This is a genomic window from Ruegeria conchae (assembly GCF_000192475.1).
Classification (GTDB): Bacteria; Pseudomonadota; Alphaproteobacteria; order Rhodobacterales; family Rhodobacteraceae; genus Ruegeria; species Ruegeria conchae.
Window position 1 is genome coordinate 251,384 of the sequence record NZ_AEYW01000006.1, and the last position, 21,228, is coordinate 272,611.

Genomic DNA, 21,228 nt, shown 5'->3' on the forward strand with positions numbered 1-21,228 from the left:
GCTCCGTTTACCAAACAGGGCGCTCTTCTTTTATCCGCGTGGCATCTTGAGGGTGATGTTCTTACCGCGTTTCTGATAGCGCAATTCGCTATCTCCGATGGCCACGACATTCCCACCATCGATACGATCACCCACTTTCAGCTTCTTGTAGCGCCCGCTGGGCAGGCGTACCAAGGCACGCCGATTGGCCGGGGTGCCATATACACCGATCAGGTTGAGCTTGCGTAGGTTGATGGCATTATCGATGGTCGCCTGTCGCGCAACCGAGGCGGTTGTCGGTATCTTGGGTTTTACAGCCCTGGGCTGGAATGAACCGGCCTCATCACTGCTGGTTGCCACATTCGCGGTCGATCCCAGCGAAGCACTTTGGGTGCTGGGTTTCTTGGCAACCAATGCGGCGATATTCGCAGGGCGTGGCTTGGGGCGTGGAACACGAACCACCGCCAGAGCGGTTGGTGTTTCGTCAACCTCGGGCTTGGATTGCAGGCTTTCCGGGCGCAGTTTTGGTCGCACCGAGGCCAATTCCTGGCGAGACCGGCCACCCAATTGTTGTCTTTCGAATTGATCAACAAGGTTGTTGGGCCTTGGGCGGGGTCGGATTGCTGCGAGCCTTTCGTCAACCTCTTCAACAACAACGGGCTCTGTCTCAAACCGTGTAGGGGATTCCGGAGGCACAGATGAAGGGCGGCCCAGGTAGACCATCACACCGGCTGGATTCAGAGTGCCCTCTGCGGTCGGCGTTACAAGACCACGTTCGTCCAACTCAAACCTCTGACCAGCGGCGCCGGGCAGGGCGGTGAACTCAAAGGCTTCGTCAGTTTCGAGGCTTTCATGCGGTGGCAGGGCAACGGTGTCGGTCGACAGATCTGCGCGATCAACCGAAGTTAGATAGACATCAGCAAGCTGTTCCAGCGGCGGTTCGGCCAACGGGTTCGGTTCAACAGGCGCGGTCCCGGTGAAGTCATGAAACTCTGCCCCGAAATCTGGCAGGCCAGCAATTTCTTCAACCGGTTCAGGAGCAACCTTCAAAGCTTCGAGAATGGCCTCATCAGTTGCAGACAGATCAATTTCGTCACCGGTGTTCGGCTCAACGGGTTCAGGTTCAATTGCGAGCTCCGCAACATCTGGTGCGCTGGGTTCAACGGTTGTCCGGACATCTTGCTGTGGCTCTGGAACTAAAACGGGCGCCTCTGCCACGACTGGTTCTGGGGCATCGACCGTCGGTTCATCGTTGTTCAGTGACCAGAGACCAAGCACCATGCCCAATAGAACGGATGAAGCAACCGCCGGAATGAAATATTTTTTCACCTCTACCGACGAAGAGATCGTGGGCGATTCAGCGCTTTGAGCGGAACGGAAAGCGGTCGGATCAGCGGTATCCGCGATGGGATGAATGGGAATACCCGATGCCTCATCAGGCGTGGATTCCGGCGATTTGGCCACGGGCGCAGTGCTGACTTCATTTGACTGGGAGTCCACCTCAGACGCAGGCACTTCGTAAACGGACCCTGATAGAGCGTCTTCACCATTGGCACTAAGCCAGAACCCTTCTGGGATAAATCCATGTTCCACCGCAAACGAGTGCGCTTCTTTCAAAGTTTGCTGCGCGACTGCCGCGACGTGAATGTCCGAACCGTTCGGAGTTGCGACAAAGGTCAGCTCGGACAACTGGTATGGCGTTGCTGAGGCTAAAGTTTCTTCAACTTTCTGCGTTGCCGCTTCGCTATCCATTCCATCGGTATCGACCGTCAAAAGGCGTATCTGATCCGAAGGAATCACGAGCTTGCAGCTTAGGTTGTTTTCTAGTGCGAATCCCTGATCACGAAGGGTCCGGATCTGATCAGTGAAATCCGGTGCATCCAACGGGATAGTGCCAATGCAGTACCAGTCTCCATCCGACTGGTGATGCAAGGAAATACCGTTTTCAGAAAATGACAGCACAAAGGCGGGTTTCATGATCGCGATGAACCATAATTGTCAGCTTCAATGCAAACGCTTGGATGTCTGCCCGACGAGATTAGAGCAGGAACTCGCCGAGGGAAAGAAAAAGGCGCGTTTCCCCCTTGCCGTGTACGGAGTATGACACCCATCTTAGCGACAAGTCATAAGGAGAGATCACCTTGAAGACACTTGCTTTTCTGGCTGCCATGACCGCAGCCGTCGCGGCGTTGCCTGCCCATGCGGAAGAACGTCGCATCACCGTCAGTGGAACCGGAACGGCCCTGGCTGCGCCAGATATGGCAACCATAACGCTTGGCGTGACGAACCAGGACGCCCAGGCATCGGTTGCGATGCAGGCGACCTCTGACGCTGTGACACAGATTCTAAAACGGTTGGATGAGATGGGCTTGGAATCACGGGATGTTCAGACCCGCGATCTGTCGTTGTCACCAGTCTGGTCTGGGCACAGGAACTCAAACGACGAAGCACCCAGGATCACCGGATTTACAGCCTCAAACCGTGTTTCTGTTCGGGTTCGGGATTTGGATAAACTGGGTCAGATTATGGATGCCGTCATCAAGGACGGGGCCAATGATTTTGGCGGCTTGAGCTTCAGTGTACAGGAGCCTAAGCCGCTTGAGGCCGAAGCGCGCGCGAAAGCGGTCGTAGACGCAACCGATAAGGCGCAACAATTGGCCGAGGCCTCAGGCGTGACTTTGGGTCCTGTGATTTCGATAAACGATCACGGTGGGGGCGTTCGCCCGATGGCCCAGATGCGCGAAATGGCGATGTCTGACGCCGGTGGCGTTCCGGTAGCGGGTGGAGAGATCTCCGTATCAGTCAATATCGCTATGGAGTTCGAAATCGCGGACTAAGCTACGCTCCAACGTGGGCTTGCAGCGGTTGTCGCTGCTGGCCCGCCGCATCGAAATTCCCCGGTGCAAGCCAATTCTCGAATGCTGCGCGAATGCGCGGCCATTCGCTGTCGATAATAGAGAACCAAGCGGTATCCCGGTTACGCCCTTTGTAATGGGTCGCTTGTCGGAAAATACCTTCGAACGTAAATCCCAAGCGTTCGGCCGCGCGCTTTGAGGGTGCGTTCAAAGCGTCGCATTTCCATTCGTAACGGCGATAGCCAAGCTCATCGAACACCCGTCGCATCATCAGATACATTACTTCGGTTGATTGCGGTTTGCGTTGGAGCAGGGGTGAGAAATGGATATGGCCCACCTCGATTGCACCCGCTGCTGGTTCGACACGCAAATACGAGGCCATACCCACCGGCGTTTCGTCGGCATCCAACACCGTATGGAACATGGGATCGGCGTCCATGCAGTTGTTCTGCGCCCATGTGGTGAAATCAGCCTCAGAGGCGAAGGGGCCATAAGGCAGATAGGTCCAGTCATGGCCATCCGTGTCACTGGCAAACGCCCGGTACAATCCGGGCGCATGCCGGTTCACATCTAGCGGCACAACGGAACAGAACCGGCCCTGCATCGGTGTGTAAGGCGGGGTGGGGCGAGGAAACTCGCCCGTGACCGGCAAGCCAATGGGCTGGCCCAGTTCGTTTGTGTCGTGCTTGGTCATTGGATTAGGCGCTCGCCTTGGATAGCGCTTGATCCAGATCGGCGATCAGATCGTCTGCGTCTTCGATGCCGATGGAGACGCGCACGACTCCCGGGCCCGCGCCTGCAGCTTCCTGCTGCTCAGGCGTCAACTGACGATGGGTCGTCGAGGCAGAGTGGATGATCAGCGAGCGCGCATCGCCCAAGTTGGCCACATGGCTGAAGATTTCCAACGCGTTGACCAGCTTGATGCAGGCGTCATATCCGCCCTTGACCGCAAATGTGAATAGCGCACCGGCCCCGCGCGGGTAATGCGCTTTGACCCGATCATGATAAGGCGACGAGGGAAGGCCTGCATAGGTCACGTAGTCCACGCGATCATCCGCTTCCAGCCAGGCGGCGATCTTTTGGGCGTTTTCGACATGTCGCTCCATCCGCAGTGAGAGTGTCTCGATCCCCATAAGGGTATAATGTGCTGCCTGCGGGTTCATGGTCATACCCAGATCGCGCAGACCGATGGCAATGCCGTGGAAAGTGAAGGCCAGCGGGCCGAAAGTCTCGTGGAATTTCAGGCCGTGATACGCAGTCTCGGGCTCGCTGAGCGAGGGGAATTTGTCATTCGCAGACCAGTCAAACTTACCCGAATCCACGATACAGCCGCCGGTGACAGTGCCGTTACCGGTCAGGTACTTGGTGGTTGAATGCACGACCAGAGTCGCGCCATGCTCGATCGGACGGCACAGGTAGGGCGTGGCCGAGGTGTTGTCGACGATCAGCGGGATGCCAGCCGCGTCTGCGACGTCCGCAAGCGCGCGGATGTCAGTGACATAACCGCCAGGGTTGGCGATGGATTCGCAGAACACCGCGCGGGTGTTTTCGTCGATGGCGGCTTTTACGGCGTCCAGATCGTCGGTGTCGACAAATTTGGCCGACCATCCGAAACGTTTGATGGTCTGGCTAAACTGCGTGACCGTGCCCCCGTACAAGCGGGTTGAGGCGACCACGTTGCAGCCCGGACCCATCAGTGGGAATAGCGCCATGATCTGTGCCGCGTGACCCGAGGAACAGCAAACAGCGCCGACACCGCCCTCAAGCGTTGCCACGCGTTCCTGCAAAACGGCGACGGTCGGGTTGGTCAGACGCGAATAGATGAACCCAACTTCCTGCAAGTTGAACAACGCAGCAGCATGGTCGGCATCGCGAAACACATAGGCCGTAGTCTGGTAGATCGGAGTCTGACGCGCGCCGGTAGCGGGGTCGGGGCGCGCCCCGGCGTGAATCTGCAGCGTGTCGAAACCATAGGTGGGGCCATCAGACATCTTCGAAATCTCCTGTTGGAATGTGCGTTAGTAAATCTCTAGGACATTGCTTTACACCACACAATGTCCACGTCACCGCAGCCAAAGTCCCTTGGCCTTGATGGTCTTGCGTATGACCTGTTCGCGTGCTGGCAGGTTGTTCCTGTCGAACATTGCCCGGATTTTTGCACCTTTGCGCTGGATCACCAATTTCTTCATCGGATCATAGCCTTTGAGCACCTTCTTGATCTTGTTGGGAGCCACGACGGTCTCTAGCACCTCGACCACATGATCGCTTTCTCGCGCATAGAGCATCGGAAACAGGTGATAATGGCAGCTGACTGACCCATCCAGCAGACCTTTTGGCAGCGCATCCCGACCACCGCCGAACGAGTGGATGACCAGCGGCAATGCCACCTGATCCAGCCAGGGGTCTAGGACCTGCCCGGTGAGTTCCGGGATACCTTCGTCCCGAATGGTACGGGCGTAATCAAGATACCGCCGACCAAACTGGTGAGGGCATTTGTAGAAGAAGTATCCCGCATTGAAATACAGGTAGTGTCGCCAATATCCCGGTGGCTGTCTGGAATCGAGCGAGCTTTCGAAATCCAGCCCGAATCGGTCATAAAGCGCGCGCCAGATGCCGTCATAACCGGGGCCATAAAGTGTGGGCTTCGGCCATGTGCCTTCGACACGGAGCGAGGCGCCGGGCCGGTTGAAATCAAATGGCACATCGGCAATTTCACCGGTGATCAATGTATCGGTGTCGAAGAAGACAAATGGCTCGCCTTCGGGCATAGCCAACAGCGCTTCGATCTTGTTGCCGTGGGGATAGCTTGCTCCAAAGGTTTGCGATTCGAAGGGAAGGATCTCAGCACCCAATTGCCGCAAGGCTTGCAACACATCCTCATCCTGAATGCTCGGGTCTTGGGGCCACAAGGGGCCTTTTTGAGGAACGCCAACGAATAAACGTCCGCTAAACCCGGGTGAGCTGTGGCGCAGCGATGCCGCGAACAAGAGTGCCTCGTATTGCAGACGGTTGTTTTGCCCGATGATGAGGATGTTGAACGTCGTTGGGCTTGCCTGCATCTTTTTGCGCTTTCTAAACGGGCCGGAATTGGGCACCGGTCTCAACCGGAAGTACAACAAGCTGTGAAGGGCGTCAAAACCCCAAACATGACCGGTTTGCAAATCCGGCTCGTGCTCCCATCTAATGTGACAGCAACGCAGGAGGATTGCAGATGCGCGTCAATGCAGATTTCACCCAGCGGGTCGCCGTTCACTTTGATCAAACCGCATGGGTCGCGTCACCGGCCGCCGGCGTTGAACGCAAGATGCTGGACCGCATTGGCGAGGAAGTGGCGCGGGCCACAACCATCGTGCGTTTTGCCCCTGGCAGCGCATTTTCAGCGCACACCCATGACGGAGGCGAGGAATATCTGGTGCTGGATGGTGTGTTTCAGGATGAAACCGGAGATTTTCCGGTCGGCAGCTATGTGCGTAATCCTCCGACTTCATCCCACACTCCCTCGGCCAGCAAAGGCGCGACGATCCTCGTCAAGCTTCACCAGTTCGACCCCAAAGACCGCACCGAAGTGCGTCGTTCCATCAACGGGGGCGGAGATATCGATTTGTTCAAGGATGCGCATGAGGATGTTCAGGTGCAATGCTGGGCTGCTGGTGAGCAAATTGAACTGGACGCTGGCAAGGGGCTTGAGGTCTTCGTTCTCGAAGGCAGCTTTATCGAGACAGGCGAAGAATTTGGTGTTTGGGATTGGCTGCGACTACCACCTGGATCACGCTCGACAGCCATCGCAGGAGAGGGTGGAGCCCGCGTTTGGATCAAATCCGGCCACCTAAGCGGGATGATCTGACACCAAACGTGCTAACAATGTGGGCAATTATTAAGGAAATCCGGGCCATTTTTCCCGGATTTCTATTTTTTTGACCATTTGGTAAATTTACCAATTGATAAAAAATCAGAATGTGGCAAGCTGAAGCTCATAACAAACATATCTACAGGGAGTAGAGTGATGGCACAGGGCCAGATGGCACCCGGGATCGTCTCCGGGCGGCTTTCCAGCGATGAGCTGACCTCGAATTTCACCGATCTGCATCCGCCTCTGGCTCCGCATGAGGCAGCCGTGGCAGCAGATCGTTGCTATTTCTGCTATGACGCACCATGTGTAACGGCCTGTCCGACGGATATCGATATTCCGTTGTTCATTCGTCAGATTCAGGCCGGGCAACCGCAGGCAGCAGGGCAGACGATTCTGGAACAAAATATCCTAGGCGGCATGTGCGCCCGGGTCTGTCCGACGGAGACTCTTTGTGAAGAGGCTTGCGTGCGTGAGACGGCCGAAGGCAAGCCGGTCGAGATTGGACGCCTGCAGCGATATGCAACTGATGACGTGATGGCCTCGGGCGCGCATCCGTTCGAGCGCGCCACGTCAACGGGCAAGACGGTCGCCGTGGTAGGGGCAGGGCCCGCTGGTCTGGCCTGCGCCCACCGTCTTGCGATGCTGGGGCATGATGTGGTGATCCACGAAGGCAAACCCAAGCCGGGCGGGCTGAACGAATACGGCATTGCAGCGTATAAATCGACCAATGATTTTGCGCAGGCCGAAGTCGATTGGCTGCTAAAAATCGGTGGAATTGCGATTGAGACCGACTCGGTTCTGGGTGAGACGATTTCACTGGAAGGGCTGCAACAGAACTATGACGCTGTGTTCCTGTCGATCGGACTGGCAGGGGTGAATGCGCTACGTGCAGATGGGGTCGATAAAGACGGGGTGCGCCCGGCGGTCGACTTTATCTCGGATGTGCGGCAGGCCAGCGACCTGGCTGATCTCCCGGTCGGTCGGAATGTCGTTGTGATTGGCGGCGGCATGACAGCGGTAGACGCGGCAGTGAAATCGAAGCTGCTGGGGGCAGAGCACGTCACCATCGCCTATCGCCGAGGTCGCGACGCAATGGGGGCCAGCCGGTACGAGCAGGATTTGGCGGCGTCGCACGGTGTTCGAATTCTGTGCAACGTTCAACCTGTGGCCATTCACGGAAATGGAGCCGCGGCTGAAATCGAATTGGAGTATACTGCTAGTCATGATGGTCGACTGACCGGTACAGGAGAAACCGTTCGTGTGCCTGCCGATCAGGTTTTCAAGGCCATCGGTCAGGCGCTTGACGGTGCGCCGGAAGGGCTAACGCTGGATGGCAATAAGATTGCTGTGACTGGGGCAGGACGCACCTCGATGACCGGCGTGTGGGCTGGCGGAGACTGTGCAGCAGGTGGTGAAGACCTGACCGTTACCGCAGTGGCCGAGGGCCGCGATGCAGCGATGGATATCCATGCTGCTCTGAGCGCGTGAAACTCAAAGGCAAAGATGCAAACCTGCATCAGGGAGGCCGGATAAATGGCTGATTTAAAATCAAACTTTCTGGGAATTTCAAGTCCAAACCCTTATTGGCTGGCCTCGGCGCCGCCGACTGACAAGGAATACAATGTCCGCCGCGCCTTTGAGGCCGGTTGGGGCGGCGTGGTATGGAAGACTTTGGGGTCCGAAGGCCCTCCGGTCGTAAACGTAAATGGGCCGCGTTATGGCGCGATCTACGGGGCGGACCGCCGGCTGCTGGGGCTCAACAACATCGAACTGATTACCGACCGGCCACTTGAGGTGAACCTTGAGGAAATGGCCCGTGTTAAGGCCGACTACCCAGATCGCGCGCTGATCGCCTCGATCATGGTGCCCTGTGAAGAAGCCGCGTGGAAGGCCATTCTGCCACGCGTGGCTGAAACTGGCGCGGATGGGATCGAGCTGAATTTCGGTTGCCCGCATGGGATGAGCGAGCGCGGCATGGGCTCGGCTGTTGGGCAGGTGCCGGAATACATCGAAATGGTGACCCGGTGGTGCAAACAGTACTACGACCGCCCGGTTATCGTGAAACTGACGCCGAACATAACCGATATCCGCAAACCCGCAGCGGCAGCTAAGAACGGCGGTGCGGATGCGGTGTCGCTGATAAATACGATCAACTCGATCACCAGTGTAAATCTGGATACGTTCAGCCCCGAACCATCGATTGACGGCAAAGGCAGCCATGGTGGCTATTGTGGTCCGGCGGTGAAGCCGATTGCTTTGTCCATGGTGTCAGAGATTGCGCGGGCTGAAGCCACGCGTGGCCTGCCGATCTCGGGCATCGGCGGCGTGACCACTTGGCGCGACGCTGCAGAGTTTATCTCGCTTGGTTGTGGTAATGTTCAGGTCTGCACCGCAGCAATGACCTATGGCTTTAAGATCATCGACGAACTGACTGCAGGCTTGTCAGAATGGATGGACGAGAAAGGCTATACCAGCATCGATCAGGTGATCGGCCGCGCGGTGCCCAATGTCACTGACTGGCAATATTTGAATCTCAACTACATCGCAAAAGCGAAAATTGATCAGGACCAGTGTATCAAGTGTGGCCGCTGCTATGCCGCCTGCGAGGACACCAGCCATCAGGCGATTTCGATGTCGGCAGATCGGGTATTCGAAGTCATCGATGAAGAATGCGTTGCCTGCAACCTGTGTGTCGATGTCTGCCCGGTCGAAGGCTGTATCTCGATGGAGCCAATGGCGGCCGGAGAGGTTGATCCGCGCACGGGCAAAGTGGTTAATCCCGAATATGCCAACTGGACAACGCATCCGAACAATCCGATGGCCAAGGCCGCCGAGTAAGAGATTCCGGAATCCCGCTACAACCGGTTCGGTGATACACTGCCGCTGACGGACAGGATCAAAGGAGCATGTCATGTCAGCGGCACCAATGGGTCGGAACAAAGGTGGCAACCGGGTCACAAAGCTTGATCGGGATACATCCAAGAAGAATGTCGCCCTTTCCAAAGCGAAACAGCGCGACGCGCTTGCTGCAAAAAATTTTGTGAAACATCAAAAGCAGGTCAAAAAGGATCTGGAACAATTGATCAAACTTCGACGCTCGATCGAAGAGATGCTTAAGAAGCTGAAAGAGGACCGGCAACTGGATCAGAGATTTCTGAACCAAGTTACGAAAAAGGTTAAATCTCTTAAGGACTTTAGCACTTTCATTAAAGCATCCGAACGTGAGCATTCAGTAGGTGTTCAGCAGCCCAAGATGTACACCGCAATTGTACGGGATGCCGGAAAAGTACCCAAAATCAACACAGTCAATACAATGGGCGACTTGACCATAATTCTGGCCATGACCATCGTGATTTTGAAGCGTATTCTAGCCCTGAAACCGGCGAAGTAACGTCTACGGCGTTAGAAGTTTGCGATAGAGTGTGTCAACGAAAGTCTCGGCGCCTTCAAAAGGATCTTCATCGCCCAAGATTGCGCGAACCTGCACGTCAAAATCTGCATAATGCTGGGTCAGAGCCCAGATTGAGAAAATCAAATGATAGGGATGCAGGCGCGCAATCTTTCCCTGATCCATCCAACGGGTAAGGATGGCTGTTTTTTCATCGACCAGCTTCTTGAGATCGCTGGATAAAGCATCGTGAATGCGAGGCGCTCCCTGAACCAGTTCATTTGCAAACAGGCGGCTTTCGCGGGGGAGGTCGCGGCTCATCTCAAGCTTTCGGCGGACGTAAGATAAGATCTCTTCCAGCGGCTCTCCGTTTTCGTCAAGCTCGTGCAAAGGTGCCAACCATACCTCAAGTAAGCCAGTTAGAAGGGCAGTGTGAATCGCCTCTTTTGACGGGAAGTAATAGAGCAGATTGGGTTTGCTCAATCCCGCCTCGGTGGCGATTTGGTCAACGGTGGCCCCGCGATATCCATGTGCAGAGAACACATTCAGGGCAGCGTCTAGAATCGCTGCTCGGTTTTTTTGCTGAATCCGTGTTGGCGCGCGGTCCTTGGGCATGTTTCCCTGTGCCTATTTTTGGTTTTCTGCGTGGCGGATATGTCGAAAATTTCGGCAATACCATGCATTTTCTTGACTGATGTCGAACCCGTGATAGCGTGAGTTTGACCAGATGGTCAAATCAAGACACCAAAAGCGAGCTAAATCGCAAGCAACAGGGAAGAAAAAGATGGCAGCTCCGGCGCAGAATCTCAGGATCAATGGCGACAGGTTATGGGACAGCCTGATGGAGATGGCCAAGATCGGGCCCGGTGTGGCGGGTGGCAATAATCGCCAGACGTTGACTGATGAGGATGCCGAAGGGCGCGCATTGTTTCAAAAGTGGTGCGAGGACGCGGGTTGCTCCATGGGATTGGACCAGATGGGTAACATGTTCGCCCGTCGAGAAGGCGCTGATGCTGAAGCGTTGCCGGTATATGTTGGGTCGCATCTGGATACTCAGCCGACTGGCGGCAAATACGACGGTGTGCTTGGCGTGTTGGGTGGGTTGGAGATCATTCGCACGTTGAATGATCTTGGGATCAAAACCAAGCACCCCATCGTCGCGACCAACTGGACCAACGAAGAGGGGACGCGATACGCGCCTGCGATGTTGTCTTCGGGCGTATTCGCCGGAATGCACACGCAGGATTGGGCCTATGATCGTGAGGATGCCGAGGGCAAAAAATTCGGGGATGAGTTGAACCGTATCGGCTGGCGCGGTGATGAAGAGGTGGGTGCGCGCAAGATGCACGCGTTCTTCGAACTGCACATCGAACAGGGCCCCATACTGGAAGCCGAGGGCAAGGATATCGGCGTTGTCACGCATGGCCAGGGGCTAAGCTGGACCCAAGTCACAGTGACTGGCAAGGATGCGCATACCGGGTCTACTCCGATGCCGATGCGTAAGAATGCCGGGCTGGCAATGGCACGTATTCTTGAGAAAGTGGATGAGATTGCGTGGTCACATGCGCCTCATGCCGTTGGTGCGGCGGGTCATATCGACGTGTACCCGAACTCGCGCAATGTGATCCCGGGAAAGGCGGTGTTTACGGTCGATTTCAGATCACCCGAGTTGGATGTGATCACCGATATGGAGAACCGGCTGCGCGTCGCGGCAGAGGATATCGTCAATGAGATGGGACTGCAGATCGAATTCGAGAAGGTTGGCGGCTTTGATCCAGTAAAATTCGATGAAGGTTGCGTGGCTGCGGTGCGCGACGCGGCTGAACGGTTGGGTTATTCACATACAGATATCATTTCAGGCGCGGGACATGATGCCTGCTGGATCAATCGAGTTGCCCCGACAGCGATGGTGATGTGCCCCTGCGTGGATGGGCTCAGCCACAATGAGGCTGAAGAAATCAGCAAGGATTGGGCTGCAGCCGGGGCGGATGTTTTGCTGCACGCCGTCGTTGAAACGGCCGAGATCGTGGAATAGGGGGCTTTACCCCGTCGCCCGATGGCCCCCCCCCCGGGGGGATATTTTTAGCCAGATGAAGCAAGCGGCGCAGACCGCATCAGGGAGTTTAACATGAGCACTGTGATCAAGAACGGAACCGTTGTGACCGCTGATCTGACCTACAAGGCGGACGTGAAGGTTGAAGGTGGCGTGATTACCGAAATTGGGCCGGACCTGCGTGGTGACAAGGAACTTGATGCGTCGGGCTGTTATGTCATGCCCGGTGGGATCGACCCGCATACGCATTTGGAAATGCCGTTTATGGGCACCTATTCCAGTGACGATTTTGAAAGCGGGACGCGCGCGGCGCTGGCTGGCGGGACCACGATGGTGGTGGATTTTGCGCTGCCCAATCCGGGTGAAAGCTTGTTGGACGCGCTGAAACGCTGGGACAACAAGTCAACGCGGGCAAACTGTGATTATTCGTTCCACATGGCGGTGACCTGGTGGGGTGAGCAGGTGTTTGATGACATCAAAACCGTCATCGAGACGCGCGGCATCAACACCTTCAAGCATTTCATGGCCTATAAAGGCGCGCTGATGGTGAACGACGATGAGCTTTTTGCCTCGTTCAAACGTCTTGCGGAGCTAGGTGGCACTGCGATGGTCCATGCCGAGAATGGAGATGTGGTTGCTGAGCTGAGTGCGAAGTTGTTGGCAGAAGGAAATACAGGGCCAGAAGCGCATGCCTATTCCCGTCCACCGCAGGTGGAAGGCGAGGCAACCAACCGGGCGATCATGATCGCAGATATGGCAGGTGTGCCGCTCTATGTGGTGCATACCTCCTGCGAAGAGGCGCATGAGGCCATTCGGCGCGCCAAGATGCAGGGCAAGCGTGTATGGGGCGAGCCATTGATCCAACACCTGACCTTGGATGAAAGCGAGTACTTCCACCACGATTGGGAACACGCGGCACGTCGGGTTATGAGCCCTCCGTTCCGGAACAAGCAGCATCAGGACAGCCTTTGGAATGGTCTACAGTCTGGAACGTTGAGCGTTGTGGCCACGGACCATTGTGCGTTTACGACTGAGCAGAAACGATATGGCGTGGGCGATTTCACCAAAATCCCGAACGGGACCGGAGGGTTGGAAGATCGGATGCCGATGCTATGGACCCATGGGGTGAATACCGGGCGTCTGACGCCGAATGAGTTCGTGGCTGTTACTTCAACTAACATCGCCAAGATATTGAATTGCTATCCGAAAAAAGGCGCAATCCTTGTGGGCGCGGATGCTGATCTGGTTGTTTGGGATCCGGACAAGGCCAAGGTGATCTCGGCCGAGACACAGCAATCCTCCATCGACTACAACGTCTTCGAGGGCAAAGAGGTGCGCGGGTTGCCTCGATTCACGCTGACCCGCGGTGCGGTGGCCGTGCATGATGGTGAGATTCAGACTCAGGAAGGGCACGGGAAGTTCGTGGCGCGTGAGGCCAATACCCATGTGAACAAGGCGCTGAGCACCTGGAAAGAGTTGACAGCGCCCCGGCCTGTTGAGCGGACAGGTATACCGGCAACGGGTGTGTAAACCCCTTGGGTCGCCTTTCCGGCGACCCGGGTCTGAGCTTCTTCAAGGCAATGGAATGAATACAGAAAATACTACTCAGCCCGTTATTGAGGCAAGGCAGCTGGATCTTACATTTCAGACGAATGATGGGCCTATTCATGCGCTGAAAGATGTGAACTTGTCGGTTGGCAAGGGGGAGTTTGTCAGTTTCATCGGTCCATCTGGCTGTGGCAAAACCACTTTCCTGCGCTGTATCGCGGCGCTGGAGACGCCGACGGGTGGGTCCTTAACCGTCAATGGAATGACCCCGGATGAGGCGCGGAGAAACCGGGCTTACGGGTATGTGTTTCAGGCGGCGGGGCTGTATCCATGGCGAACGATTGCGAAGAATATCAAGCTGCCGCTTGAGATTATGGGTTATTCGTCTGCTGAGCAGGATGAACGGGTTAAAAAGGTCTTGGAACTTGTTGATCTTGAAGGGTTTGAGGGCAAATTCCCCTGGCAGCTATCAGGAGGCATGCAGCAGCGGGCCAGCATTGCGCGAGCCCTGGCCTTTGATGCAGACATCTTGCTGATGGATGAACCGTTCGGTGCCTTGGATGAGATTGTGCGCGACCATCTGAACGAACAGCTCTTAGCGCTGTGGGCTCGGACCGAGAAGACTATCGGCTTCGTTACCCACTCGATCCCCGAGGCGGTGTATCTCAGCACCAAGATCGTGGTTATGAGCCCACGGCCTGGTCGGATCACGGATGTGATCGATAGTCCTCTGCCGAAAGAGCGGCCATTGGATATTCGCGATACGCCCGAGTTTATCGAAGTTGCTCATCGCGTGCGCGAGGGGTTGAGGGCCGGTCATGGGGATGATGTTTGATGGCGGGTGACGGCATCAGACGGGCATCTTTGGATGATGTGAAAGATTGCGCGCGGATCATTTGGACCTGGGCGAAGCAGACGGGCTGGATGCCCGATGAACTGCCGCAAGAGGAACTGGCGGGCCTGATCCGTGAGGCGTTTCCCAACCGGGACGTCTGGGTCGCCGGAGATCCGCCTGATTGTTACATGTCGGTTGATCCGGTCGAGAACAAAGTGGGCGCGCTTTATTGTCTGCGGACGGGACGGGGTGTCGGCAAACGGTTGTTGGATAAGGCGAAGGAAGGGCGCGACCATCTTTGGCTAACGACGCATGAGCCCAATGTGGACGCGCAGCGGTTCTATCGTCGCGAAGGGTTTATCGAGACGGGACGGGAGCCACCGGTGCCGCCTGACACGGTACCTGTCATTCGGATGGAGTGGCAGGCATGAAGCAAATTGTTGCAGTCCTCACTGTCCTCGCCGCGATTGTTATCGTGTGGTACGCGGCCTGTATCCCGATGAATATCAAAGGGGTTCTGACTGAACAGGAGCGTGCGGGGGCCGAAGTCCAGCCGCCCTCAGCCAAAGATCGCCGAGACATGGATGAGATCGGTTTGGCCCTGAATAACGCTTTCGCCATACCTGCAACATGGGAGCAAGAGCGTCCGCGCCTTCCAGCGCCCCATCAGGTTGCGATTGAAATGTGGGAGACCACGGTTCAGAAGAAAATCACCTCAAAACGCTCGCTGATCTATCATGGTTGGGTCACGTTAAGTGCAACAATGCTGGGTTTCGTTATCGGGACCGGGCTGGGCATTCTGCTGGCCGTTGGAATTGTGCATAGCCGGGTGATGGACTTGTCGGTGATGCCCTGGGCGATTGTTAGCCAGACCATCCCAATCATCGCGCTGGCGCCGATGATCATCGTAGTTCTGTATTCGGTCGGCGTGCAGGGGATCATTCCGAAGGCGATCATTTCGGCGTATCTGAGTTTCTTCCCCGTCGTTGTTGGTATGGTGAAAGGGCTGCGCAGTCCGGATGCCATGCAGCTTGATCTGTTGCGGACGTATAATGCCAGCCGCTCGCAGGGGTTCTGGAAACTGCGTCTGCCGGCCTCGATGCCCTATCTGTTTACATCGCTGAAAATTGGCGTCGCTGCGTCTTTGGTAGGGGCCATCGTTGGGGAACTGCCTACAGGTGCTGTGGCGGGGTTGGGCGCGCGATTGCTCGCAGGCAGCTATTACGGCCAGACCGTGCAAATCTGGTCAGCGCTGTTTGCAGCGGCCATTCTTGCCGCTTGTCTTGTAGGGTTGTTGGGGCTGATTGAGCGGACGGTTCTGAAACGGATGGGGATGGCACAATGATACCTATTCTTGGTGCAATAGCTGTCTGGTTATTGGGCTGGTGGTTGAACAGCCGTCTGGCCAGCGGACCCTATTCCGACACACGGATGGTGCGGTTTCTTGCGCCTTTGATCTTCGGTTTAACCGTCATTGGCATCTGGGAGTTGGTCGTGCGCGGCCTCGAGGTGCCATTGGTCATCCTGCCGGCACCATCTGTCATCTGGGTTCGTTTCTGGGACAGCTTGCCAACTCTTTGGGCGGACTTTGTACAAACGATCATCAAGGGCGCTTTGAGTGGCTATCTCATCGGCTGCGGTTCGGCCTTCCTGATGGCGATTGCCGTGGATCGATGGGATTTCCTGCGGCTCGGGCTTCTTCCTGTCGGCAACTTCGTCGCAGCGCTGCCGATCGTGGGCACAGCGCCTATTCTGGTAATGTGGTTCGGCTTCGACTGGCATTCGAAGGCGGCCGTTGTCGTAGTGATGGTGTTCTTCCCAATGCTGGTGAACACGGTGGCGGGGCTGCGCGAAGCCACTGCGATGCAGAGGGATTTGATGGAGACCTATGCGGCCACCTATTGGCAAAGCTTTCTTAAACTGCGCCTGCCTGCCGCGATGCCATTCATATTCAACGGATTAAAGATTTCTACCACACTCGCCCTGATCGGCGCTATCGTGGCCGAGTTCTTTGGCTCACCCACCCTGGGCATGGGCTTTCGGATATCCACCAGCGTCGGGCAATTGTCGCTGGATATGGTGTGGGCCGAGATCGTGGTCGCAGCGCTGGCAGGGACGGCCTTTTACGGCCTTGTGGCGATGATCGAAAAGGCGGTGACCTTCTGGCATCCGTCTCAGCGAGGATAAATGTAATAATTCAACAGACCCCACAAACGGGGCAAACATAAGCAACTAGGAGATATGATGATGAAGAAGCTACTCAGCGGGGCGGTTGCCGCCTTTAGCCTGGCAGCCAGCGCGGCACTTGCTGCCGATGAGGTGACGCTGCAATTGAAGTGGGTCACGCAGGCCCAGTTTGCAGGCTACTATGTGGCGAAGGACAAGGGGTTCTACGAAGAAGAGGGGCTGGACGTTACAATTCTACCCGGTGGCCCCGACATTGCACCCACTCAGGTGATTGCAGGCGGTGGTGCAGACGTGACGGTCGAATGGATGCCAGCCGCGCTGGCCGCGCGTGAAAAGGGTCTGCCTCTGGTAAACATCGCACAGCCCTTCAAAAGCTCAGGCATGATGCTCACTTGTTGGAAGGATGCTGGAATTGCTGCACCCGAGGACCTGAAGAACCGTACTTTGGGTGTTTGGTTCTTTGGCAACGAATTCCCGTTCATGAGCTGGATGAGCCAGCTGGGTATCAGCACCGATGGCAAAAGCGACAGCGGTGTCGAGGTTCTTAAGCAAGGCTTTAACGTCGATCCGTTGCTGCAGCGCCAGGCCGATTGCATTAGCACTATGACCTACAATGAGTACTGGCAGGTCATCGATGCCGGTGTCACGCCCGAGGAACTGGTGACCTTCAAATACGAAGATCAAGGCGTCGCTACGCTTGAGGATGGCCTCTATGTGCTTGAGGAAAATCTGAGCGATGCGGCCTTTGCCGACAAGATGGAGCGTTTTGTCCGTGCCTCGATGAAAGGCTGGAAATACGCCGAAGAGAATCCGGATGAGGCCGCTGAGATTGTGCTTGAAAATGATGCAACCGGTGCCCAGACCGAAGAGCATCAGAAACGCATGATGGGTGAGATTGCCAAGCTAACCGCAGGGTCGAATGGTGCTCTGGACCCGGCTGATTTCAATCGTACGGTTGAGACTCTGCTGGCCGGTGGTTCCGATCCAGTTATCACCAAGCAGCCGGATGGTGCTTGGACACACCAAATCACGGATGCTGCGCTGAACTAAGTTCAGCAAAACGCGCAACTCTAAACGCGGTCCCATTGGGGCCGCGTTTTCTGTTGTGGATGCCGGATTCGTGCCTGTACTTGCTGGTTGAAAGGTATAGTATTTCACTGAAATTAGCGGCATTTAGTGATGTTATGGCATCTACTGGGTAGAGAATGCAGAGTTTTGCATCAGAATTCAATCAAGCGATCTCGTTGATCCTGAATGGGGATGCCGAGTTGTGGGCGATTGTTCTGTTGTCGCTGCGTGTTTCGGTGTTTGCGGTGCTGATTTCGGCAGTCATTGGTATGCCTGTCGGAGCCGCATTGGCGGTCGCCCGATTTCCAGGGCGGCGCGCGCTTATCATTTTGATGAACGCTCTGATGGGATTGCCACCGGTTGTCGTCGGATTGCTGGTTTACCTGATGTTGTCCCGATCTGGCCCATTGGGTGTGTTGGAACTGCTCTACACACCTACCGCCATGATCATAGCGCAAGTGGTTCTGGTGACGCCGATCATGGCCGCGCTTACCCGCCAGGTGGTTGAAATGCTGGCCGAGGAATATTCCGAACAGCTCCGCTCGCTTGGGGTATCGCGGTTGGCGTCGGTACCGGTGCTGTTGTGGGACGCGCGGTTGGCGCTGGTTACCGCCTTGTTGGCTGGGTTTGGTCGGGCGATTGCCGAGGTTGGTGCGGTGATCATAGTGGGTGGAAACATCAATCACGTCACACGCGTGATGACGACCACGATCGCTCTTGAAACCTCCAAAGGTAACCTTGCGATGGCGCTGGCCTTGGGGGTGATCCTGATCGGCTTGGCCGTGGCGGTAAACGCGATGGTCAGTGCGCTGACACTTCGTGCCGAGCGGGAAGGGCTGCGCCATGCGTGATGTCGTGACCGGGGCGCCGGGTATTCTGGACGTGAGCGGCCTGAGTATTGCACGTAATGGCAAGGCATTGCTGGACGTCCCGCACCTTTGTCTGGATGGTCCGGGCCCGACCCTTATTCTTGGACCGAATGGGGCGGGTAAAAGTCTGCTGCTGCGTTGCCTGCACGGACTGATACAACCAGATCGGGGACGGGTTTGTCAGAACGGTGCTGTGTTGAATGCCCGCCACAAGGCACGACAGGCGATGGTATTTCAAAGCCCTGTTTTGCTGCGCCGTTCTGTTGCTGCCAATCTGGACTTTGTTCTGAAACGGCGATCCATGCCGCGCGCGGAAAGGAAGCATCGTATCGAATCCTTGCTGGATGAGGGCGGGCTAGGTGGCAAGGCGCGTCAACCCGCGCGTTCGCTTTCCGGTGGTGAGGCGCAAAGGCTCGCAATATTGCGCGCATTGGCCTTGGACCCCGAGACGTTGTTTTTGGATGAACCCACCAGCGCACTGGATCCCAGCGCAACGCAGATGATCGAACGGATGATCCTGCGCGCCTCTGAGCGGGGCGTACGCATCGTTATGGTGACGCATGACATTGGACAAGCACGCCGGTTGGCATCTGACATAGTGATGATGCAAGCAGGGCGAGTTGTTGAACACGGTAAAGCAATGCAGGTTCTGGAAGCACCAGAAAGCGACGAGTCGCGCCGGTATCTGGCCGGTGGCCTCGTTACCTGATTTATACAGATGGAGAAATGGGATGATCCCTGATTTCATTCGGGCATCAATTGTTGCGCTTGGGCTAACCGCTGGCGCAAGTTTGGCGGAAGAACCCTTTATTATCGTGCAGTCCACGACCTCTACTCAAAACTCGGGTTTGCTTGATTATATCTTGCCCGGGTTTGAGGCCGAAACCGGTATTGATGTGCGGGTTGTGGCTGTTGGAACTGGTCAGGCGATCCGAAATGCAATCAACGGGGATGGTGATGTCCTGTTGGTTCATTCCAAATCAGCCGAAGAGCAGTTCGTTGCTGATGGTTGGGGGGTTGAGAGGTTCGATGTCATGTATAATGACTTTGTTCTCGTCGGCCCGAAATCTGACCCGGCCGAGGTCAAGGGCGATACCGATATCATCGCAGCCCTTGCGGCAGTGGCCAGCTCCAAAGCGCCCTTCGTTTCGCGCGGCGACGACAGCGGAACCCACAAGGCCGAGATGCGTTATTGGCAGGTGACAGATGTCGACCCGACAGTTGCGTCGGGAACATGGTATCGCGAGGCTGGAGCGGGCATGGGCGCATCGCTGAATATCGCTAGCGGAATGGGCGCTTATATCCTGACGGATCGCGCAACATGGCTTTCGTTTGGAAATCGAGGTGATTTGGAAATCCTGGTTGAAGGCGATCCTCGAATGTTCAACCAATATGGTGTGATTCTGGTGAACCCAGAGAAGCACTCAAAAGTTCGTGCAACTTCGGGGCAGAGGTTCATTGATTGGTTGATTGGTGCTGATGGTCAGGCGGCGATTGAATCCTATGAGTTGGATGGGCAGCAGATGTTCTTTCCGAACGCAAGATGAATTTCATCTTTGGCAATTGTCATTGGAAAGACAGAAAGATCAGCCACTTGCGCCGTTGTGGTGAATCTGGCCCAGATACCTGAGGTCATATCCGCCCAGGTCGGTAGCGCGTTCAGAGAAACGCTCGGATTGCAGGAACTGGATTAAAGTCTGCATCGGCGGCTCAAAGAAAGCGCGTCGCCAGATGGCAAGATCTAACCGTTCAGAGTGAGTGGGCACAAAGCTCAGCCCATAAGGGCTCGCAAGTGCACCGAGGCCGAACCCGGCTTCTGCTTTGCCATCCCGTACGGCAATCGCCAGTTCTTCTTCAGTGCGGGCGCAGATCGGGAGGGCATTCAGGTCCTCTCGGCCGAGCCCATGCTTGCCAAGCTCTGCATCGAAAAGGTGCTGACTGGCGGCACTGTCCTGTCGCAGGATGACGCGACGGCCTTTCAAGTCCTGAATACCAGAGATTTCAGGTGTGCCAGTCGCAAGCAACAGGCCGCGCTGCCGATGCGCGATTTGGTAGAGGATCACCGGGGCGTTGCCCATTTTGTCGCGCAAAGACTGGGTGTTAAAGCCTTCGGGTTCATGGATATGCAACGCAGCCGCTTGTGCTGTGCGGTCAGATAGGCGGTTCAGCCCGTCGAATGAACCGTCATAATAGGTGGCCAGCCCCGAGCCACTTTCCCTCAGCGCCCAATCCAGCAGCGGATCATGGCTGCCGGCGACAATGGGGGGCAGGGGCGGTTCAGCCACCTGCGGACCAGAGCGCGAGGCATTGAGCCATGCGATGATCTCTGCCTTCGGGAACAGCAGTTTTCCCATTGCCCGCACGCAAGGGATTTCACCAGAGGACGCCAGATCATAGGCTTTCCGCTCACCAATGCGCAGCAGATCCGCCAATTCGCGTGTTGTCAGGTATTGCGACATTCAGTCTAGACGCACCGAAGAGCCGGAACCCGACGCTGCAGCGCTGAATCCGATCTTGTCCAGAACGATCGGCGCGGCAGCGGTAATGACGACCATCGCAGCGACGGCGGAAAGGAAGGCTTTCATTATTTCCTCCG

The 21,228-nt window shown here is 56.2% G+C and carries 22 protein-coding genes; 15 read left to right on the forward strand and 7 right to left on the reverse strand.

Annotated elements, in window-relative coordinates:
- Positions 1–30: 30 nt before the first annotated feature.
- A complete protein-coding gene (locus tag G7G_RS0105735) occupies positions 31–1,956 on the reverse strand; it encodes a hypothetical protein (protein WP_010439417.1) in 1,926 nt (641 codons plus the stop codon).
- 164 nt (positions 1,957–2,120) lie between these two features.
- Between G7G_RS0105735 and G7G_RS0105745 the strand changes: the two genes are divergently transcribed.
- Positions 2,121–2,816, forward strand: a complete 696-nt coding sequence (locus G7G_RS0105745; protein ID WP_010439420.1) for an SIMPL domain-containing protein — start codon at positions 2,121–2,123, stop codon at positions 2,814–2,816.
- A gap of 1 nt (position 2,817) precedes the next feature.
- Here G7G_RS0105745 and G7G_RS0105750 read toward each other — a convergent pair whose 3' ends face one another.
- From G7G_RS0105750 to G7G_RS0105760, 3 genes are all read right to left on the reverse strand, one after another.
- Positions 2,818–3,528: a GNAT family N-acetyltransferase gene (locus G7G_RS0105750; RefSeq protein ID WP_010439424.1), complete on the reverse strand. Its 711-nt coding sequence runs from the start codon at positions 3,526–3,528 to the stop codon at positions 2,818–2,820.
- A gap of 4 nt (positions 3,529–3,532) precedes the next feature.
- Positions 3,533–4,825: an O-acetylhomoserine aminocarboxypropyltransferase/cysteine synthase family protein gene (locus G7G_RS0105755; RefSeq protein ID WP_010439425.1), complete on the reverse strand. Its 1,293-nt coding sequence runs from the start codon at positions 4,823–4,825 to the stop codon at positions 3,533–3,535.
- Positions 4,826–4,897: 72 nt separating this feature from the next.
- Complete coding sequence (locus tag G7G_RS0105760; RefSeq protein WP_010439427.1) at positions 4,898–5,893, reverse strand: hypothetical protein; 996 nt, start codon at positions 5,891–5,893, stop codon at positions 4,898–4,900.
- A 152-nt stretch (positions 5,894–6,045) separates the two neighbouring features.
- Here G7G_RS0105760 and G7G_RS0105765 point away from each other — a divergent pair, with 152 nt between their 5' ends.
- The 4 genes from G7G_RS0105765 to G7G_RS0105780 all read left to right on the forward strand — a co-directional run bounded on the left by G7G_RS0105765 (position 6,046) and on the right by G7G_RS0105780 (position 10,075).
- Complete coding sequence (locus G7G_RS0105765; protein WP_010439429.1) at positions 6,046–6,678, forward strand: cupin domain-containing protein; 633 nt, start codon at positions 6,046–6,048, stop codon at positions 6,676–6,678.
- 159 nt (positions 6,679–6,837) lie between these two features.
- Positions 6,838–8,172, forward strand: coding sequence for an NAD(P)-dependent oxidoreductase (locus G7G_RS0105770; protein WP_010439431.1), 1,335 nt, complete (start codon positions 6,838–6,840; stop codon positions 8,170–8,172).
- A 45-nt stretch (positions 8,173–8,217) separates the two neighbouring features.
- Positions 8,218–9,522 (forward strand): NAD-dependent dihydropyrimidine dehydrogenase subunit PreA, encoded by a 1,305-nt coding sequence (preA, locus tag G7G_RS0105775; protein WP_010439434.1) that lies wholly within the window; start codon positions 8,218–8,220, stop codon positions 9,520–9,522.
- A gap of 73 nt (positions 9,523–9,595) precedes the next feature.
- Positions 9,596–10,075 (forward strand): hypothetical protein, encoded by a 480-nt coding sequence (locus G7G_RS0105780; RefSeq protein ID WP_010439437.1) that lies wholly within the window; start codon positions 9,596–9,598, stop codon positions 10,073–10,075.
- Between the two features lie 3 nt (positions 10,076–10,078).
- Here G7G_RS0105780 and G7G_RS0105785 read toward each other — a convergent pair whose 3' ends face one another.
- Entirely contained in the window at positions 10,079–10,687 is a 609-nt protein-coding gene (locus G7G_RS0105785) for a TetR family transcriptional regulator C-terminal domain-containing protein (RefSeq protein WP_010439439.1), read from the reverse strand.
- A gap of 169 nt (positions 10,688–10,856) precedes the next feature.
- Here G7G_RS0105785 and G7G_RS0105790 point away from each other — a divergent pair, with 169 nt between their 5' ends.
- From G7G_RS0105790 to G7G_RS0105835, 10 genes are all read left to right on the forward strand, one after another.
- The gene (locus G7G_RS0105790) at positions 10,857–12,107 is read left to right on the forward strand and encodes a Zn-dependent hydrolase (protein WP_010439441.1); all 1,251 of its coding nucleotides are present in this window, start codon (positions 10,857–10,859) and stop codon (positions 12,105–12,107) included.
- A gap of 93 nt (positions 12,108–12,200) precedes the next feature.
- Entirely contained in the window at positions 12,201–13,655 is a 1,455-nt protein-coding gene (gene hydA, locus G7G_RS0105795; RefSeq protein WP_010439443.1) for a dihydropyrimidinase, read from the forward strand.
- Positions 13,656–13,710: 55 nt separating this feature from the next.
- A complete protein-coding gene (locus G7G_RS0105800; RefSeq protein WP_010439445.1) occupies positions 13,711–14,508 on the forward strand; it encodes an ABC transporter ATP-binding protein in 798 nt (265 codons plus the stop codon).
- Positions 14,508–14,939, forward strand: coding sequence for a GNAT family N-acetyltransferase (locus G7G_RS0105805; RefSeq protein ID WP_010439446.1), 432 nt, complete (start codon positions 14,508–14,510; stop codon positions 14,937–14,939). Before G7G_RS0105800 ends, G7G_RS0105805 begins: the two co-directional genes overlap by 1 nt.
- Positions 14,936–15,853: an ABC transporter permease gene (locus tag G7G_RS0105810; RefSeq protein ID WP_010439448.1), complete on the forward strand. Its 918-nt coding sequence runs from the start codon at positions 14,936–14,938 to the stop codon at positions 15,851–15,853. Before G7G_RS0105805 ends, G7G_RS0105810 begins: the two co-directional genes overlap by 4 nt.
- Positions 15,850–16,695, forward strand: coding sequence for an ABC transporter permease (locus tag G7G_RS0105815; RefSeq protein WP_010439450.1), 846 nt, complete (start codon positions 15,850–15,852; stop codon positions 16,693–16,695). The genes G7G_RS0105810 and G7G_RS0105815 overlap by 4 nt, the downstream gene beginning before the upstream one ends.
- A gap of 60 nt (positions 16,696–16,755) precedes the next feature.
- A complete protein-coding gene (locus tag G7G_RS0105820; protein WP_010439453.1) occupies positions 16,756–17,745 on the forward strand; it encodes an ABC transporter substrate-binding protein in 990 nt (329 codons plus the stop codon).
- Positions 17,746–17,900: 155 nt separating this feature from the next.
- Positions 17,901–18,614 (forward strand): ABC transporter permease, encoded by a 714-nt coding sequence (locus G7G_RS0105825; protein ID WP_010439456.1) that lies wholly within the window; start codon positions 17,901–17,903, stop codon positions 18,612–18,614.
- Positions 18,607–19,341 carry an ATP-binding cassette domain-containing protein gene (locus G7G_RS0105830; RefSeq protein ID WP_010439458.1) on the forward strand — a complete coding sequence of 245 codons (735 nt, stop codon included), beginning with the start codon at positions 18,607–18,609 and terminating at the stop codon, positions 19,339–19,341. Before G7G_RS0105825 ends, G7G_RS0105830 begins: the two co-directional genes overlap by 8 nt.
- A gap of 22 nt (positions 19,342–19,363) precedes the next feature.
- Positions 19,364–20,179, forward strand: a complete 816-nt coding sequence (locus G7G_RS0105835) for an ABC transporter substrate-binding protein (protein ID WP_010439461.1) — start codon at positions 19,364–19,366, stop codon at positions 20,177–20,179.
- 39 nt (positions 20,180–20,218) lie between these two features.
- On the opposite strand, the gene G7G_RS0105840 is transcribed toward G7G_RS0105835, so the two are convergent.
- Positions 20,219–21,091 (reverse strand): helix-turn-helix transcriptional regulator, encoded by an 873-nt coding sequence (locus tag G7G_RS0105840; RefSeq protein WP_010439462.1) that lies wholly within the window; start codon positions 21,089–21,091, stop codon positions 20,219–20,221.
- Positions 21,092–21,217: a hypothetical protein gene (locus G7G_RS24825; protein ID WP_010439464.1), complete on the reverse strand. Its 126-nt coding sequence runs from the start codon at positions 21,215–21,217 to the stop codon at positions 21,092–21,094.
- Between the last annotated feature and the right edge of the window lie 11 nt (positions 21,218–21,228).